15 protein-coding genes are annotated in these 16,904 nt (G+C 56.3%); 7 read left to right on the top strand and 8 right to left on the bottom strand.

What is annotated here, in order from left to right; translation table 11 throughout:
* From murJ to CS903_RS07030, 3 genes are read left to right on the top strand one after another with little or no spacing between them, the layout of a single operon-like run.
* A complete protein-coding gene (gene murJ, locus CS903_RS07040) occupies window positions 1–2,907 on the top strand; it encodes a murein biosynthesis integral membrane protein MurJ (protein ID WP_129587621.1) in 2,907 nt (968 codons plus the stop codon).
* 17 nt (window positions 2,908–2,924) lie between these two features.
* Window positions 2,925–3,857, top strand: a complete 933-nt coding sequence (gene trxB / locus CS903_RS07035) for a thioredoxin-disulfide reductase (RefSeq protein ID WP_099332843.1) — start codon at window positions 2,925–2,927, stop codon at window positions 3,855–3,857.
* 42 nt (window positions 3,858–3,899) lie between these two features.
* On the top strand, window positions 3,900–5,153 hold the full coding sequence (locus tag CS903_RS07030; RefSeq protein ID WP_099332842.1) for an aminotransferase-like domain-containing protein: 1,254 nt from the start codon (window positions 3,900–3,902) through the stop codon (window positions 5,151–5,153).
* 98 nt (window positions 5,154–5,251) lie between these two features.
* Here CS903_RS07030 and CS903_RS07025 read toward each other — a convergent pair whose 3' ends face one another.
* The 8 genes from CS903_RS07025 to rpmH all read right to left on the bottom strand — a co-directional run bounded on the left by CS903_RS07025 (window position 5,252) and on the right by rpmH (window position 11,192).
* Window positions 5,252–6,577, bottom strand: coding sequence for a ParB/RepB/Spo0J family partition protein (locus CS903_RS07025; protein WP_099332841.1), 1,326 nt, complete (start codon window positions 6,575–6,577; stop codon window positions 5,252–5,254).
* Between the two features lie 13 nt (window positions 6,578–6,590).
* A complete protein-coding gene (locus CS903_RS07020) occupies window positions 6,591–7,496 on the bottom strand; it encodes a ParA family protein (protein ID WP_099332902.1) in 906 nt (301 codons plus the stop codon).
* Window positions 7,497–7,631: 135 nt separating this feature from the next.
* Window positions 7,632–8,252 carry a 16S rRNA (guanine(527)-N(7))-methyltransferase RsmG gene (gene rsmG / locus CS903_RS07015; protein ID WP_099332840.1) on the bottom strand — a complete coding sequence of 207 codons (621 nt, stop codon included), beginning with the start codon at window positions 8,250–8,252 and terminating at the stop codon, window positions 7,632–7,634.
* Window positions 8,252–8,905 (bottom strand): Jag family protein, encoded by a 654-nt coding sequence (locus CS903_RS07010; RefSeq protein ID WP_099332839.1) that lies wholly within the window; start codon window positions 8,903–8,905, stop codon window positions 8,252–8,254. Before CS903_RS07010 ends, rsmG begins: the two co-directional genes overlap by 1 nt.
* Before the next feature lie 54 nt (window positions 8,906–8,959).
* Window positions 8,960–10,297: a membrane protein insertase YidC gene (yidC, locus tag CS903_RS07005; protein WP_099332838.1), complete on the bottom strand. Its 1,338-nt coding sequence runs from the start codon at window positions 10,295–10,297 to the stop codon at window positions 8,960–8,962.
* Between the two features lie 58 nt (window positions 10,298–10,355).
* Complete coding sequence (gene yidD / locus CS903_RS07000) at window positions 10,356–10,649, bottom strand: membrane protein insertion efficiency factor YidD (RefSeq protein ID WP_099332837.1); 294 nt, start codon at window positions 10,647–10,649, stop codon at window positions 10,356–10,358.
* Window positions 10,642–11,025 (bottom strand): ribonuclease P protein component, encoded by a 384-nt coding sequence (gene rnpA, locus CS903_RS06995; RefSeq protein ID WP_099332836.1) that lies wholly within the window; start codon window positions 11,023–11,025, stop codon window positions 10,642–10,644. The genes yidD and rnpA overlap by 8 nt, the downstream gene beginning before the upstream one ends.
* Window positions 11,026–11,054: 29 nt before the next feature.
* Window positions 11,055–11,192, bottom strand: a complete 138-nt coding sequence (gene rpmH / locus CS903_RS06990) for a 50S ribosomal protein L34 (protein ID WP_099332901.1) — start codon at window positions 11,190–11,192, stop codon at window positions 11,055–11,057.
* Between the two features lie 419 nt (window positions 11,193–11,611).
* On the opposite strand from rpmH, the gene dnaA reads away from it, so the two are divergent.
* The 4 genes from dnaA (at window position 11,612) to CS903_RS09560 (ending at window position 16,705) form a co-directional block, all read left to right on the top strand.
* The gene (gene dnaA, locus CS903_RS06985; RefSeq protein WP_099332835.1) at window positions 11,612–13,099 is read left to right on the top strand and encodes a chromosomal replication initiator protein DnaA; all 1,488 of its coding nucleotides are present in this window, start codon (window positions 11,612–11,614) and stop codon (window positions 13,097–13,099) included.
* Between the two features lie 489 nt (window positions 13,100–13,588).
* Window positions 13,589–14,725 (top strand): DNA polymerase III subunit beta, encoded by a 1,137-nt coding sequence (dnaN, locus tag CS903_RS06980; protein ID WP_099332834.1) that lies wholly within the window; start codon window positions 13,589–13,591, stop codon window positions 14,723–14,725.
* Window positions 14,726–14,745: 20 nt separating this feature from the next.
* On the top strand, window positions 14,746–16,065 hold the full coding sequence (gene recF / locus CS903_RS06975) for a DNA replication/repair protein RecF (RefSeq protein WP_099332833.1): 1,320 nt from the start codon (window positions 14,746–14,748) through the stop codon (window positions 16,063–16,065).
* Window positions 16,058–16,705: a DciA family protein gene (locus CS903_RS09560; protein ID WP_242491787.1), complete on the top strand. Its 648-nt coding sequence runs from the start codon at window positions 16,058–16,060 to the stop codon at window positions 16,703–16,705. Before recF ends, CS903_RS09560 begins: the two co-directional genes overlap by 8 nt.
* The last annotated feature ends 199 nt before the right edge of the window (window positions 16,706–16,904 follow it).

Below are 16,904 nucleotides of genomic sequence, written 5' to 3'. Positions count from 1 at the left end.
TTGACTGAGAAGATACCGGAAGAAAACGTTCACGGGATAGCGCCGAAGCAGCAGACGCTGCTCAAGTCCTCCCTGGTGATGGCCTCGGGAACCCTTGTGTCGCGCATGCTCGGTTTTGTCCGTTCGGCGCTCTTGGTCGCTGCTCTCGGAGCCTCTGCCGGTGCCATGGGTTCATTCCAGGTGGCCAACACGCTTCCAAACATGGTCTACAACCTTTTGGCTGCAGGCATCATCGATGCCGTCCTCATCCCCCAGATCGTCCGGGCGCTCAAGGGGCGGGCTGGCAGCCAGTACGTCAACAAGCTGCTGACAGCTGCCGGATCCCTACTTTTTCTGCTGACCGTCTTAGCGATGGTGGCCACGCCGGTAATCGTCACGATCCTGGCTTCGGCTTACAGCCCCGAGATGCGTTCTCTGACGATCACGTTCGCCCTTATCTGCGTCCCCCAGATTTTCTTCTACGGCCTCTATAACCTGCTCGGAGAGTTACTGAACGCCCGCGGGATTTTTGGTCCCTACATGTGGGCCCCGGTCGTCAACAACATCTTCGGAATCGCCTCCCTGCTACTGTTCCTTTCCCTCTGGGGCAAGGCGGGTGATATCCGGGCAGCCGAGTCGATGACCCCGGGTCAGATCCTGGTCGTGGCGGGAATGGCCACGCTGGGGGTTATTGCCCAGGCCCTGGTGCTGCTTATTCCCCTGCGTAAGTCAGGCCTCAAGCTTCGCCTCGACTTCCGCTTCAAGGGGACCAGTTTCGGCTCTGCCTCCAAGGTTGCCTTCTGGACTTTCGCCACCCTCTTGATCAGCCAGTTTGCAGTTGTTTCTACCTCGCAGCTGGCAACGCGCGCCGATGCCTACACCGAGGCTACGGGTATCTTGGTCGCTGGAAATCCCGCGTACCAGTTCGCCTACATGATCTACATGGTGCCCTCGTCTCTGATCGCCCTCACCCTGGCAACGGCTATTTTTACCCGCCTGGCCAACGATGTTGCGGACGGAAATATCCAGGGGGTGGCAAGTAACTACCATCGCGGTGTCGAACTTATCGTCCTCCTCTCCTTCTATGCGGCGGCGGTCCTGATGGTGGCGGCTACCCCGGTCATGCAGGTCATCATGCCGACCCAATCGGCGACCAGTGCAACTCTTTATGGCATGGTCCTGGTGACCCTGATGTTTGCCCTGCCGGCCGCGGGACTAACGATCATGTCCCAACGTGTCTTTTTCGCGTTCGAGAACGCCAAACCCGTCTTCATCATTGCGATTGCCCCGATCATCCTGCAGCTCATCATCGGCTGGTCCGTGTACTTCCTCGCCGACGCAAAATGGTGGACCGTTGGGGCAGCCGCCGGAGAGACGGTCTACCGCATCGTTCAGGGCTTTGTTTCCCTGGCTTGGGCCGGATACATGGTTCGACAGATCAACATCGGAAGGGTCGTTGTCTTCTACCTTCGCTCGATGCTGGCCTTTGCGATCTCTGCCCTGGTGGCATGGGGTGTCCTCCACCTGATTGGACCTACCGCCAATACAGACTCCATACTCGGCCGCTTCCTTGACGGAACGTGGAAGTCGGTGTTGGTGGCAGTCATTGTTGCCATCGTCTACTTCGGTTTTCTCCAACTCGCAGACCCGCGGGGAATGAACGCAATTATCGGCGCCCTGGTCGCCCGGTTCCGCCCTCGGACCACCACCCCCGAACCGCCACTTGAACCAGGTGTTGAAATAGACAGCGAAGAGGAGTTGCACGCAAGCCTCGCTGAGGCCGCCCTCCGGGACCTGGATGATGCTGAGCGTCCTCAGCTACCGACAGCGCAGGTCTACCCTGTGTTGCCCCAACCTCAGGACGAGGACGAACGTGTGGGGCGTGAGCTACCTCAGGCAGCCCGCTGGGGGGATGCTCCCCCGCAGTGGGACGATATCTTCGGAACTGCCACGCTCACTGCAACCGGCGCGACATCGGCACTTGCCAGGGGAATGTCACCACTTGACATGCCTGCAACGGGCGCGATTCCAATTCTTTCGGGTCCTATTCCCCAGGTTTCGAAGAACCCCAAGACACCGGTGAGTTTGCCCGTGGTCGATGCCCTGCTGACCCCCGAAGAGGACGTAACACTGCACCATCCACCCGTGGCTACGCCACCAGAAGATACTGACTCAGCGGATGATTCGCACGGTAACGTAGAGGACGATGAATCAGATAAGGACACAGAAATGAGCAGTCAAGGCCATCACCTCCGTGGAACCCCCGTGTCATCTAACGCCGGGAAGAAGGACTTCAACCCGACGGTCCCCGCCTTGATTGTGGGCTTCGTACTCGTCGTTGTCGCCGCATACTTTGCTGTCACTACTCTGATGGGCTCGCGCCCCGGCCTGCTAGAGGGTGTTGGTGAAACCGGAGGGACGGGTGCCTCTCAAAGCAGCCAGTCCGGTGAAGAGGGCGCGGAGCAATCTGAAGAGAAGCCAGAGGAAACGGCTCCTCCCGCGGCGGTACCTGTCATCACCAGTGCCACAATCTTCTCGTGGAATGACGATGATGGGGACCACCCTGAACTCTCGGCCGCGATTCTTGATGCTGATCCCGGTTCGGTATGGCGCTCACGGTACTTCACAGAGAATGCGTTCCAACCGGGCAGCGAGATAGCGATCCTACTCAGCTTTGCAGAGCCCGCAGTGGTCTCTGAGGTGAGCCTTGATGTGAACGGGGCGGGCGGAGAGATTATCGTGCTTAATGCCAGCGCTGGAAACCCACGTGACGGTGAGGTCCTAGCAACGGGAACAGCCAATGGTAACACTGTAATTAAACTTGCCCAGCCAACGGAAGTTTCAGCACTTGGTATCAAGTTCAACTCGCTTCCAGTTGATGATGAAGGTATGAACCGGGCGAAGATCTCGCGTATCGCGGTTGGTTAGAAGATTAGGTAAAAGGTATGTCTAAGACAGTTGAAGATCTCGTCGTTTTGGGTTCGGGGCCAGCCGGGTACACCGCGGCAATCTATGCTGCGCGCGCCGGGTTGAACCCACTTGTTGTTGCCGGGGCAATCGACGCGGGTGGCGCCCTGATGACCACTACGGATGTAGAGAACTTTCCGGGCTTCCCCGAGGGGGTGCAGGGCCCGGATCTGATGGCCAAGATGCAGGCCCAGGCAGAGAAGTTTGGAGCCCGCGTCGAGTTTGATGATGCCAGTGCCGTTGACTTCTCCGGGGAAACCTTCAAGATCACCCTTTACGACCGCGTCGTCGAGGCTAAGTCCGTCATCATCTCCACGGGTTCGGCCTACCGTCACATGAATGTTCCCGGGGAAGACCTGCTTAGTGGGCGCGGGGTTTCCTACTGTGCTACCTGCGATGGCTTTTTCTTTAAAGGTAAGGAACTTGCCGTGGTTGGTGGCGGTGACTCCGCCATGGAAGAGGCGCTGTTCCTCACCCGATTCGCCGCAAAAGTCACGATCGTTCACCGCCGGGATGAGCTTCGTGCCTCCAAGGTAATGGCAGACCGCGCTATGGCCAATGACAAGATTGAGTTCGCCTGGGACTCCGTGGTTACCGAGGTTCTTGGTAAAGACGGCGTTGAAGGGCTCGCTCTGAAGAACACGAAGACTGGTGAGGTCTCTGAACTACCAGTTCAAGGAGTGTTCGTCGCCATCGGACATGATCCACGCTCTGACCTATTCAAGGGCCAGCTCGACCTCACCCCTGGTGGTTACATAGTCGTGGATGAACCCGGAACACTGACGTCACGCCCCGGTATCTTTGCAGCGGGTGACGTTGTTGATGATACATACCGTCAGGCCATCACGGCTGCGGGCACAGGATGCCGCGCGGCACTTGATGCACAGCGTTACCTAGAGGGTTTAGAGTAACGATTGCCTTAAGCGTGAAACGATCCGATTAGCGGGGAACTAATGACCGACTCCAATGACCAATCAAAAGAAGCCCTCACCACCGACTGGTCAGCGTTGCTTTCAAAAGATGGTCAGAACTTGCAGGAGTCTGAGATTAGGGCCCTCTTCTCGGTCGTGTCACAACCAGAGATTGTTTCGCTGGCGGGAGGTATGCCCAACCTGCGTGACCTTCCCCTCACGACAATCGGTGAAATGACCGGAAAACTCATTGAGACCGACGGGATGCGCGCACTTCAGTACGGTAACGGGCACGGTTGGGACCCGTTGCGTGCGCAAATCCTTGAAGTGATGAGTAAAGAAGGGATCCAGGGGGATCCTTCCCTCATCCAGATCACCACTGGTTCGCAGCAAGCTCTACAGCTGGTTGCTGAGATTCTGGTTGACCCGGGCGATGTCATTCTTGCTGAGTCGCCTTCTTACGTCGGCGCATTAGGGGTGTTCCACTCACGTCGTGCCGAAGTCGTGCACATCGAAATGGATAGGGAAGGGCTGCGCCCAGATGCACTTCGTGAAGCAGTTCGAGAGCAGCGAGCAGCCGGTAAGAACATCAAGTTTCTTTACACCATCCCTAACTATCACAACCCCGGGGGTATCTCACTAGCTGACGCCCGTCGTCCTGAAATTATCGATATCTGCAGGTCAGAAGGTATTTTGATCGTTGAAGATAACCCCTACGGTCTTCTTGGATTCGACAGGGAACCGGCTTCGGCCCTGCAGACCTATTGGCCCGAGGGCGTCGTTTACCTCGGCAGCTTCTCAAAAATCTTCGCACCCGGTTACCGTATTGGCTGGGCACTGATGCCCTCTGGACTTTACGAAAAGATGGTTCTGGCCGCTGAGTCTGCCATGTTGAGTCCATCGATGATGGGCCAGATGTCGATAAGTAAGTACCTGGAAGACTTTGACTGGTATGCCCAGGTACGGGAGTTTGCCGGGATGTATCGCGGTCGTTGGGAAGCGATGCGGGATGCTTTGGAAGCTGAGATGCCAGAGGGATGTGAGTGGACCACACCGGATGGTGGTTTCTACACCTGGGTGACCCTTCCTGAAGGAGTTGACTCAAAGGCTATGCTTCCCCGCGCAGTCGAAGGGCAGGTTGCCTACGTGCCTGGAACTGCATTCTTTGCGGATGATCGTGGCCGTGAACAGCTGCGCCTTTCCTTCTGCTACCCGGATGAGGACACCATTCGCGAGGGGGTCCGCCGCCTAGCCAAAGTGATTCGAAGTGAACTAGGTCTTCCCCAGACTCCTTAAGAGTTGCCCCAAAGGCAATCTGAGACAAAGTGCCGACCCTTTCAAGTTTGAAGGGGTCGGCACTTTTGTCACAGGATGTCGCGGAAAGGGCTCTCGAGTCACTGATCCGTGGTCAAGAGTCCAAGTTCGACCGCGATCCGGTCCAGATCTGCCTGATCAGCAAACTCAATAACCAATCGACCCTTCTTGGCCCCTGTTATCACCTTGACAGAAGTTTCTAGACGGAATGCAGCGGCATCGGCAACTCTTTGCGCCTCAATGCTGGGAACCGGAGCAGTTCTCTTTACGCGCGTTGCAGCCTCAGGTCTACCAAACTTCACTAGTTCTTCAGTAGCACGGACAGAGAGTCCCTCGCGGACAATCTTCTCAGCAAGTTGGACCATCTCGGCTTGTGAGGCAAGCCCAAGAATGGCCCGCGCATGACCAGCGCTTAATACTCCGGCGGCAACCATTCGCTGTACCGAACCAGGCAGTCTGAGAAGGCGAAGGGTGTTAGCAACCTGTGGTCTGGACTTGGAGACCTTGGACGCAAGCTGCTCTTGGGTATATCCGAAATCATCCATGAGCTGCGAGTATGCTGCGGCTTCTTCCAAAACATTCAGCTGAACTCGGTGAATGTTTTCTATCAGCGCTTCACGAAGCAGTTCGTCTTCACCCGTCGAACGAACTATCACGGGAACGGAATCCAGCTCAGCTTTCTGAGCAGCACGCCACCGTCTTTCACCCATAATTAGCTCATAACGCGCCTCGGGCTGCTCTTTTAACGCTTGCTCTAGACGCTCAGCTTGGCCTGGTTCCCGGAGGCTCTCTTCTGTAATACGCCGAACCACGATGGGCTGCAGGATACCGACTTCAAGAATCGACTGAGAGAGTTCCAGAATTTCGTTCTCATCAAATACCTGACGTGGCTGTTTGAGGTTGGGAATGATCCATCCTGGATCGATGTGCCCGAAAGTCGTTCCTGGAACCACCACCAAATCGGAATCTTGTGGCAGAGGTGTCGGTTCCACAGTTGTCGATGTTTCACGTGAAACATCGACGCTGTTCCTCGGGTTTAAGTCTTCAACTTCGAACCCAGCCGCTTCGGCGCTAGCGTCTAGTGTTTCACGTGAAACATTTTGACCACCACGCCCCACAACTCTACTGCTCCCACCGGAACCCTTGCGGCCCTTGGCGCTGGGGCTTGACCCCATTTTGCCCCGGGGAGAAAGCAGGTCCCGAGCTGAACCACCACGCTTTACGGCTGCCTTACCCGTCGAACCGGTGAGATCGGGGAAAAGAACGTCTAGCGGTTTGGAGTCAGTTGGTTCAGAAGGTTCTGTATCTGGAATCAGCGCGCCCAGACCCTGACCAAGACCGCTGCGCCCCCTAGCCGGTCGGCGGGTCCTCGCCCGCTGAACCGGATCCCTAAGTTCTTCGGACATTTAGCTAACCCCTCTATTTCAGTGCGTCTGCAAGCTCTATGGCCACTTTACGGTAGGCAACTGCACCGGTACCACGTTCGTCATAGGTGATGACTGTTTCGTTATACGAAGGCGCCTCCGAAATCCGCACGGATCGAGGAATTTCGGTCTCAAATACCCGGTTCGGGAAATGACTACGGACTTCGCTGGTAACTTCCGTACTAAGCCTGGTTCGGCCATCCACCATTGTCATGAGAATGAATGGTGCGTTGAGCTTTGGGTTGAGGTCCGTGCGTATTCTACCAATGGTGTTCAGAAGCAACGAGAGCCCCTCTAGTGCATAGTACTCGGCTTGAACTGGGACAATCATCCCGGTAGCAGCCACAAATGCATTGAGTGTAAGCAAACCAAGCGATGGGGGACAGTCGATGAGGATGAGGTCGGGCTTGATGTCCCGAGCCGTCTCATCTTCAAAAAAGTCCTCTAGTGCATAGCGAAGAAGGAACGGCCGATCGGGTTCGTCAACCAGTTCAACCTCTGCCCCAGCAAGGTCAATGGTGGCGGGACAGACCAGGATGCCGTCAACCTGTTCACAGGGTACGAGTGCATCTTTGATCTCGACCTCTCCTAGAAGCACCTCGTATGTGGACGGGGTCCCCACTGCGTGGGGAATACCCAATGCAGTTGAAGCGTTACCCTGGGGGTCAGAATCAACCAGGAGAACCTTGAGGCCACCCTTTGCTAACGCCGCCGCGAGGTTCACCGCAGTAGTGGTTTTGCCAACCCCACCTTTCTGATTGGCGACAACCAGGATCGGAGTTCCAGAGGGCTTGGGCAGCACGACATTGGTAAGTTTCTCAAAGTCCGAGTAGTTCCGGGCCAGACGATCTGCGATAGGTGAGTCCCCACCAACAAACTGCTTCACAAGTTCACCTTTCATTGCCGCCAGCATAGTTCGCCCTTCCGACACCTCGAAGACAACTCGTCGAGTGACTTTTGGACCCTACCTACAGTCCGGTCGAACCTTGCCTGCTCTCAGAATCAATCGAGGACAAACATGCAGGTCAGAGCATGTTTAAACAGTACGTCGACACTCAACCACGTAGGTGATCTCACCATCCATGACAGAGACGACCTCATGAAGCTCGGCAGTTAGGTGACGCCGCTTCAACTCGTCCTTCGCCTCAATAATTTCTTCCCCGGCACGCCGGCCCTTCAGGGCCAACAGACGACCACCCGGGGCGACCATCTTGGAGGTCAATCGAAGAAGCTTGGGCAAAGCAGCAACGGCCCTTGCGGTAACAACATCCGCGCGCAGCTTACGACCGATGTTTTCGGCACGGTCACGTACGATCTGCACGTTGTCCAAGCCAATGGTTTCAGAGGCTTCAAAAAGCCACTCACAGCGACGCTCCATGGGTTCGACCAAGATGACGTCAAGATCAGGGCGGGCGGCCGCGACAACCAGTCCCGGCAGTCCGGCACCCGACCCAACATCAATCAATGACCCCCTTGAGGGAAGGAAGGGAAGCAGAGCGGCCGAGTTGACGATGTGTCGCGACCAGATCCGTTCGGCTTCCTTGGGGCCGATTAGACCCCGCTTCTCCCCCTCTTCAGCCAGGAGGTTCGCAAAGGCTTCAACCGCAGAAGCTCCTGTACCAAAAAGGCTCAGAGTGAGGTCATTTGGGGACTCCATTAGTCTTCAACAGCCATCTCTGCTGCAGCGAGGTCACCCTCAAGACCCGATCCTCCCACGACGCTCCCGCTTTCAGCCAGGGCTTCCGCGGTCTCGTGGTCAACCTCAGAACCTTCCTCTACAAGTTCGTGCTGAGAGGGAACCTCTTCAGCAGCATCCCGATGATCGGGCATAAAAATCACCACACTTCGTTCAGGTTCGCTGCCGGCGGACTCTGATGCCAATCCTGCAGCTGCTACTACGTCGTGGCAAACTTTACGCTCAAACGGGTTCATTGGCTCCAGCTGAACAGGTTCTCCAGTTTCTTCGACTTCGGCGACAGCTTTCGTTGCGATGCTCTGAAGTTCTGCACGGCGGCGAGCACGATAGCCTGCAACATCCAGCATCAACCGAGAACGCTCACCCATGGAACTCTGCACTGCCAGACGGGTGAGTTCTTGAAGAGCCTCAAGCACCTCACCGTCCTCGCCAACCAGCCGGTTCAGTTTCGAGTTGGGATCCTCGCTGATGATAGACACCGAGGGACGGTCATTCTCGACATCAATCTCGATATCGCCATCAAGGTCCATGATGTCGAGAATTTCTTCGAGGTAGTCTGCCGCTACCTCACCCTCTTCTTCCAGGTGCTTCAGACGCTCAGCACTGTTTGCCATATCGTTCCTCCATTAGAACTGCTTGTTGAAGTAGGTTTGCCTAGCCGTGTGGGGCTAGGACTTCTTGCCTTGGTTGCGGCTTTCCTTGCGACGCTGTTGGCGACGCCGTTCGATTTCTTCGGGGGTCAGACCACCCTTGCTCGACGAGGACGCAGACTTCTTGGCGTTTCGCTGGGCACGCTTCTCCGCAGCCTCTCGCTCCACTCGCTCGCGTTCAGCGATACGCATCCGCTGTTCGCGCGACAGCTTCTTGGGACGGTTCTTACGAGCGGCCTCAACCTGCTCCTTTGAAGCCTTGGCAATAACCAACTGCTTCATCCAGATCTCATCTGGGATGGACTTCCATGGTTCTAGGGCGAGAGTTCGGTAGACCCCGAGCTTCTCAGAGATCGTCCAGTCATCCGGGAACTTACGGTAAATATGCTGGCGCCCAGCGTGCTTTTCGACTGAAGCAAGAGTTTCTGACTGAAGGGACGCAATGGCCTCTTCGTCGCCATCAAGGGCTGCGTACTGCTTCTCATACGATTCGAAAGTCGGGGCAGCCCACTTCTGAAAGTGTGCTTCACGGTGAGACAGAAGGTCTTCGAACGCAGGTGAACCGGGGTTTGGCATGGTGCGGTTAACCCAGACCTGCTGGAAGAAACCAAAGGTTGTTGTCGTCACCATGTAGACAAGCAGACCCATCTGGAAGATGAAACCGGTGAAGACGAACATCAGCGGCATGATGTACATCATCGTCTTCTGGCTGCGAACCATGGGGTTGTTGGGGTCGGGGTTCGGCGCCATGTTCTTCTTCATCGAAAGACGCATGGTGAGGAACTGCATGCCCACAAGGAAGGCAATGAGAACGATGAAGACGGCCTTGTGGCCAATGCCCGGAGTCGTCGAAAGTGTCTGGGAAAGTCCCACACCAAAAACAGTTGAGTCAACGACATCTGAAGCCAGGGCAGCATTCAGTGGGCCGAGGGCGTCATATCCGTAGGTGCCGTCCATGATCTGACTGACCGAGTAGAAAACGCGGTAGAGCGCAAACAGAATCGGCATCTGAACCAGAAGGGGCAGACAGGAGGCGTAGGGAGAAGCGCCGTGCTTCTTGTACAGCGCCATGGTCTCTTCGCTTTGGCGCTGGCGAGAGACCGAGTCCTTCTTACCCTTGTACTTTGCAGTGATTTTCTGCATTTCGGGCTGAAGCACCTGCATCGAGCGCATGGACTTCGTCTGCTTGATGTACAGGGGGAGTATCGCGAACCGAACCAGGACGGTCAGGATAACGATCGAGAGAACCCACCCGATACCAGGTCCTTCGGGAATACCGATGAACGTGAGCGCTCGATAGATGGAAACCCAGATCCAGGCGAACGCCACAATAATCGGGTGAAGGATTGAATCCACTTGGGACTCCTTACATCATGCAGTCGAATGTTCTAGTTATCAGGTGTGAAGAAGCCGGCTAGCCCTCTTCGATGTCGTGGCCTGCCCAGTCATCCGGGGGGATCCACTCTGGTCCTCGCCACGATCCTTTAGGAGGTATGTGGTTGACACCGCCGCGGCTCCAGGGGTTACAGCGCATGATTCTGGCGGTGGCCAAAAGGAAGCCTTTGATGGCACCGTGGGTATGCAGTGCTTCCACTGCATACTGTGAACAGCTGGGGTAGTAACGGCAACGCGGAGCAATGTGCGGAGAGATGAAACGTTGATAGAGCCTGATTGGTGCCAACAACACGGCAACCAGTGGGTTACTCATGGTTCACCGGTGCCTCAACGGCCCTCGGGCGCCGACTCTTCTTAAGTGCCAGAGCGAGAAGCCGGTCGAGATTTCGGCCTAGCTCCTCGCTGGACACATTGTCTGCACCGCCCAGGGCACGCACCACCACAGTTGATCCACGTGGAAGTGGACTTAGTCGTGATTGCACCAGAGGCCGAAGACGCCGCTTGATTCGATTACGTGCGCTCGAGCGGGGAACCTGCCGCTTACCAACGATGATTCCGGCCCTGGTCGGGCGATCATCACTAACTGGCAGAACGGATACAACCAGGACATTATTGCCGGATTTACTTCCCTTTCTAAGGGTGGTGGCAAATCCTTCCTGTCTGGTCAGTCGGTTCTCCGCGCGAAGCACCTCATCACCTACAAGCGGTGACCCAAGGATCAGACAGAGATCTTTGCGCGACCCTTGCGGCGGCGTGCCGACAAAATGGATCGGCCAGCTCGCGTACGCATGCGCAGGCGGAAGCCGTGCACCTTGTGCCGACGACGGTTGTTCGGCTGGAAAGTACGCTTCGTCATCTTCATTACTCCTAGGAAGGACAGCACTGCGCTGCCAGGTCAAGCACCGCTCAGCAAACGCAAAACGGCACATTTATGCCAAAACAGATTACGACGAACCCCTTGCCCTGGTCAATAAACCCCGCCGTGAGCGCCGTTGTACTTACAACAGTCCACAGGTGTGGAAATCCCCGTGGATACATCGGTGTATTTATCCCCAGCCCCGTGTGGAACAGGTCCCTCGAATTACAGAGAATTAGGCTTGAGATGGCCCGAGACCCGCTAAATCACAAGGATGTAAGACCCTCCAAACTTATCCACAATTTTCTCCACAATCGTGTAAAACTAGATCGGTGGCTAGGCTGGGGAGAACATTCCATCGCTCTCCGGTGTGCAATGTCACTGGCATTTTTTGGAGAATTCAAGGAAAGGCGCTGTTTATGGAGGGTTCTTCGCTCACAGCTGCCTGGGAGCGGGTCGTCGCCCAGGTCAACCCAGATGAGCTAGGACCTGCTCACGCTGCGTTCTTACAGATGGTGAAGCCACTTGGCGACATTGAGGGGACGATCCTCCTTGCTGTGCCCAACGACTTCACTAAGTCCTACATCGAGAACCGGATGTCGACACGGCTCACCGATGCTCTTGCTGAGACTCTGGGCAAAACGGTGCGCATCGCCGTCACCGTGGATGAGTCTCTGGAACCGGATCCCGAACCGGATCCCGCAGTCACGCCGGAAAATGCCTCAAATCCTGTTCCAGGACACGATTCCTGGTCGGTTTCAGAGTTTGAGAAGGTCGATCAAGCCGCCTACCAGCCCGGAGATCCCGTCTCGGACAGCTCTCGACGCCACCTGCTCAACATGCCGACCCAGAGAATCGCCCTCAATCCCAAGTATCTGTTCGATACCTTCGTGATCGGCAGTTCCAACAGATTTGCTCATGCAGCTGCCCTGGCGGTTGCCGAAGCTCCCGGGCGCGCTTACAACCCCCTTTTTATCTACGGTGACTCGGGGCTCGGAAAAACCCACCTTCTCCATGCCATCGGCCACTACGCTCTGTCTCTCTATCCCCACCTGAAGGTCACCTATGTGAACTCCGAAGAGTTCCTGAACGACTTCATCAGTGCAATTGGTGAGGGAGGGCGAGATGCATTTAAGAAACGCTACCGACAGAGCGACATTCTTCTGATCGATGACATCCAGTTCATCCAGGGCAAGAAAGAGACTGTTGAAGAGTTTTTCCATACCTTCAACGCCCTCAACGATGCTGGCAAGCAGATCGTCATAACCTCGGACCTCCCTCCGAAAGCCCTCGGAGGCTTTGAAGAACGTCTAAGAAGTCGTTTTGCCTCGGGCCTTACAACCGATGTGCAGCCCCCGGACCTTGAAACACGAATCGCCATCCTGCAGATGAAGGCCGCAGCCGAGAGAATCAGCGTCCACCCTGAGGTACTGGAGTATATTGCCTCGAGGATTTCGGCCAACATACGCGAACTTGAGGGCTCCCTACTGCGGGTAACTGCCTTCGCTAATCTGACCAACCAGGAGATTGACCTTCAGTTGGCGCAGATGGTTCTGAAGGATCTTCTCAATGACCCCGAGGATATTGACATCACGGCAGCCCTGATCATGGGCCAAACCGCTTCCTACTTCGACGTCACGATCGAGCAGCTGTGCAGTTCCGACCGCTCCCGTCCAATGGTCGAAGCTCGACAGATCGCCATGTATCTGTGCCGGGAGCTCACCGATCTCTCACTTCCCAAGATCGGCGAGGCTTTCGGCGGACGCGATCACACAACAGTCATGCACGCCAACAAAAAGATCACCGGACTGATGGCTGAGCGACGAGAAACCTATAACCATGTGAGTGAAATCACCAACCGGGTCAAGAAGCAGGCACGGGGCAGTGATGAGCCTCGAAGGCGCTAGTCAGGGGCTCTCTCTCCCAGTCTTCAATTCACAGCTAACACGCTTGTAGTTCCCAGCAACGGCCAGCCGAATCTCCCGGCTGTGAATTGAATACTCCGGTTTCTCCCCAATTCCTGTAATTCCTCGTGGATAACTACAAGAAAATTGGGCACAGTCATAGCTTGGTCGCTAGGAGAGTCCACATCAGCCCCTCACTGTCCACGAACCTGTGAACAATTGATCCCCAGCTGATTTCGTTGCACAGAGTGCGAAAAGTAGGGATGTCCACAGTTTCAACAGCTGCTACCACTACTACTAAAGCTATAAGTACAAGATCTCTGTGGGCCCGCAGTAGAGATTTTCCTGTCATTTGGGGGGACGCTTCTCCGGGTCTGAAAAAGCGGGTACTTTGGACAAGAACCTGTAGTTACAAGACCGGCGAATGTCGTCTCTCTTACGGGTACAGTTAAGGACCCGCGCCAGACTTTCGTGCAGTTCAATGGAGGAATAGTGAAGTTCAAGCTCTCCCGTGATGCCTTCTCGGATGCAGTTTCGTGGACATCGCGTGCTGTGCAGCAACGTCCAACCATCCCGATTCTCTCTGCCGTGAGGCTGTCAGCAGGTGAGGGCGAGGTTGAGTTCTCATCATTTGACTACGAAGTCTCCGCTCGCTCCCGGGTTGAAGCGCAGGTGATCGAGCCGGGTGAAGCTCTTGTCTCAGGTCGACTCATCTCTGAGATTGCCAAGGCACTGCCCAACCAGGATGTCGTCATCACCCTGAATGGACCACAGGTTGACGTAGAGTGCGGGCGGGCCAAGTTTGGCCTCGGAACCATGGCTCTTGAGGACTACCCGGAACTTCCCGTTCTCCCGGAACTGGCCGGCACTGCCGATGCTCATGCCCTGTCTCAGGCAATCACGCAGGTGGCAATTGCTACTTCACGCGATGACACCCTTCCTCTGCTCACCGGTGTGAGAGTTGAAATTGATGGGGACCGGATTACCCTCCTCGCTACCGACCGCTACCGGCTAGCCCAGCGAGAACTGCGCTGGTCACCCGTCTCGTCTAGCTTCAACTCGCAGATGCTGGTCAAAGCCCGAGTGCTCCAGGACGTGGCACGCAACCTCGGTGGGGGCGGAACCATTGACATCTCGATTTCGCAGGCATCTGCAACAGATCGCGCCTCAATCATTGGATTCTCTACGGGGGACCGTCAGGCCACGTCTTCGCTGATGGATGGTGACTACCCACCCGTTCGCAAACTTTTCCCAGAGGTAACTCCCCTGGAGTATGTCTGCAACCGGGTTGAACTTCTTGAAGCCGTGAAGCGCGTGGGGCTGGTTGTGGAACGTAAAACTCCGGTTCGCCTAGTGTTCGAGGACGGTTTCCTCACCCTGGATGCCGGACAGAAGGAAGCTGCTCAAGCACAGGAATCGGTTGTTCTTTCCACCTCTGCAGAACCACTTCGAACGGCATTTAACCCCGGCTACCTGCAGGACGGCCTGTCTGCTCTGGACACCGAGTTCGTTCGCTTCGGTTTCACCGATGCCAACAAGGCTGCCGTAGTCATGGGGCAGGCTGAAGAAAACGGTGAAGCCGACGCAATGTTCAAGTACTTGCTGATGCCCGTTCGTTTCGGGGCATAGGCTGACCGAAACCAACCGAGGTGTATGTTTCCCACCTGGCGCTCAACGACTACCGTTCCTACCGGGAACAGGTCGTTGAGCTTCCAGCCTCAGTTGTGGTCCTGGTCGGGCAGAACGGCCGTGGTAAAACCAACCTGGTTGAAGCCCTGGCATACCTGTCAACCTTCTCTTCACACAGGGTTTCGTCCTCTTCAGCTCTGGTTCGCGTAGCGAAAGAGGGCGAAGAACAGCCGGGTGGGGCCGTGGTTCGAGCCCGGGTTCAAGAGGCCGGGCGATCCAGCCTTCTTGAACTTGAGATTGCACGGGGAAGGGCCAATCGAGGACGGCTCAATAAGTCGAATGTTGCTCCTCGGGAGCTCCTGGGACGACTGCGAACCGTAGTTTTCGCGCCGGAGGACCTCGAACTTCTCAGGGGGGACCCTTCAACTCGGAGGCGCTTCCTCGACGAGATCGTCACGAAGCTGCGCCCCCATTTTCTTGGAGTCCGCCAGGATTTCGATCGGGTTCTGCGTCAGCGCGGAGCCACCCTTAAGCAGTTGGGACGTTCGGGAAGGGGCCTGTCACCCGAGGATGAGTCCATTCTTGAGGTGTGGGACAGACAGCTTGCAGAGCTGTCTGCAACCATCGTTGTTCACCGCCAAGCGGTAGTTGCCGCACTGCAACCCCTGGTGACCGAGGCCTACAACGAGATCACCACGGGGGACCGGCATGCCAGGATCTCCTACCGCTCGCACCTGGCGGGTCGGGGCAGTGGGGTCGGCAGCACGACGGGGGAAGAGGAGGACCAGAATTCTTCTGGTGGAACAGAAAATCCCCTCTCCGCTGGGATTGAGGTAGTCGGGGGGCGTATCGAGGGCGATGCTGAAGCTCAGATTGCTGCCCTCACCGAGGATTACGTGTTTGCACTTCGGCAGATTCGTGACAAGGAACTGCGCCGGGGAGTGAATCTCGAGGGGGCCCATCGTGATGATCTTTTAGTGATTCTTGATGGTCTTCCGGTCAAGGGCTATGCCAGCCACGGTGAACTCTGGTCGTCCGCACTGATGCTCCGCCTGGCAGAACTGCAGCTCTTGCGACTTGACGATGACTACCCGGTGTTGATTCTGGATGATGTCTTTGCAGAGCTGGATACCAGCCGCCGACGCGGCCTGCTCGAACAGATGGCGAAGGTCGAACAGGTCATTGTCACCGTGGCCGTTGAGGGCGATATTCCGGATAACCTTAGCGCTCACAAGATTCGAGTCTTCCGCGATGAAGAGGGTTTCAGTCAGACTGAGGTCATCACTGAAAGCGCCGGGGACACAGAGGTAGGCGAAGAGGGGGTAGAGGGGCGTGAGTGATCAGGATGACGAGCTACGGCGCGCTGAGACCGCCAAGAGTTTCTATAGAAAGCAACGCGCTCAAGTCTTTGAAAAGGGCAACTTCACGTCGCCCTCGGTCCAAAAGTCAGCGGGTGGAGTCGCCGATTTCGGCAAGACACCGAACCCCAAATCGAATCAGACTCAGGGACCGGGCAATGAGGACGTCACCGAGGAGGAGTTTCCCGGGACCTCAAGTGCCAAGAAAAAATGGACGCCGCCCCCCGGGACGTATCGTTCGAAGACCGGCCCTGGAAGATCACGTTGGGATCCTCAGCTTCTGGGTGACGTCCTAGGCATGGAGTCCAAGAAACGTGGGTGGACTTCCACCCTCTCGGTAGCCTCCGTCACCGCCGACTGGGAGGAGATCGTTGGACCGCAGGTGGCGGCTCACTGTCCCATTGAGAGTTTTGAGGGCGGAACACTGATTGCACGGGCCGATTCCACAGCGTGGGCCCAGCAACTGCAACTGCTGTTGCCTCATATTCACAGGCGCATCGATGAGCGAGTCGGCGCGGGGGTTGTGGATAAGGTCATCGTCCGAGGACCTCAGGCGCCATCATGGACCAGGGGAAAGCGAACCTACCGCGGGGGTCGGGGCCCCCGAGACACCTATGGATAACCTAGGCACCCGCAGGCTCCATTTGAACGGCTAAATTTCACCAGGTAGTGCAAAATGACGCTGTTTTTGCGCTGTAGCGCCGTTTAACCCTGCTCCGCGTGGGGGATACCACGACAAGGGGTTGAACCGGTAGAACCGCGTTCTTGGTAAGATTAGTAAGGATTGTGGGAGCACTGCTACCCACGGACTGAATGATTGG

The organism is Actinomyces minihominis (assembly GCF_900187855.1).
Lineage (GTDB): Bacteria > Actinomycetota > Actinomycetes > Actinomycetales > Actinomycetaceae > Scrofimicrobium > Scrofimicrobium minihominis.
This window is presented reverse-complemented; position numbering and strand designations above follow the sequence as displayed.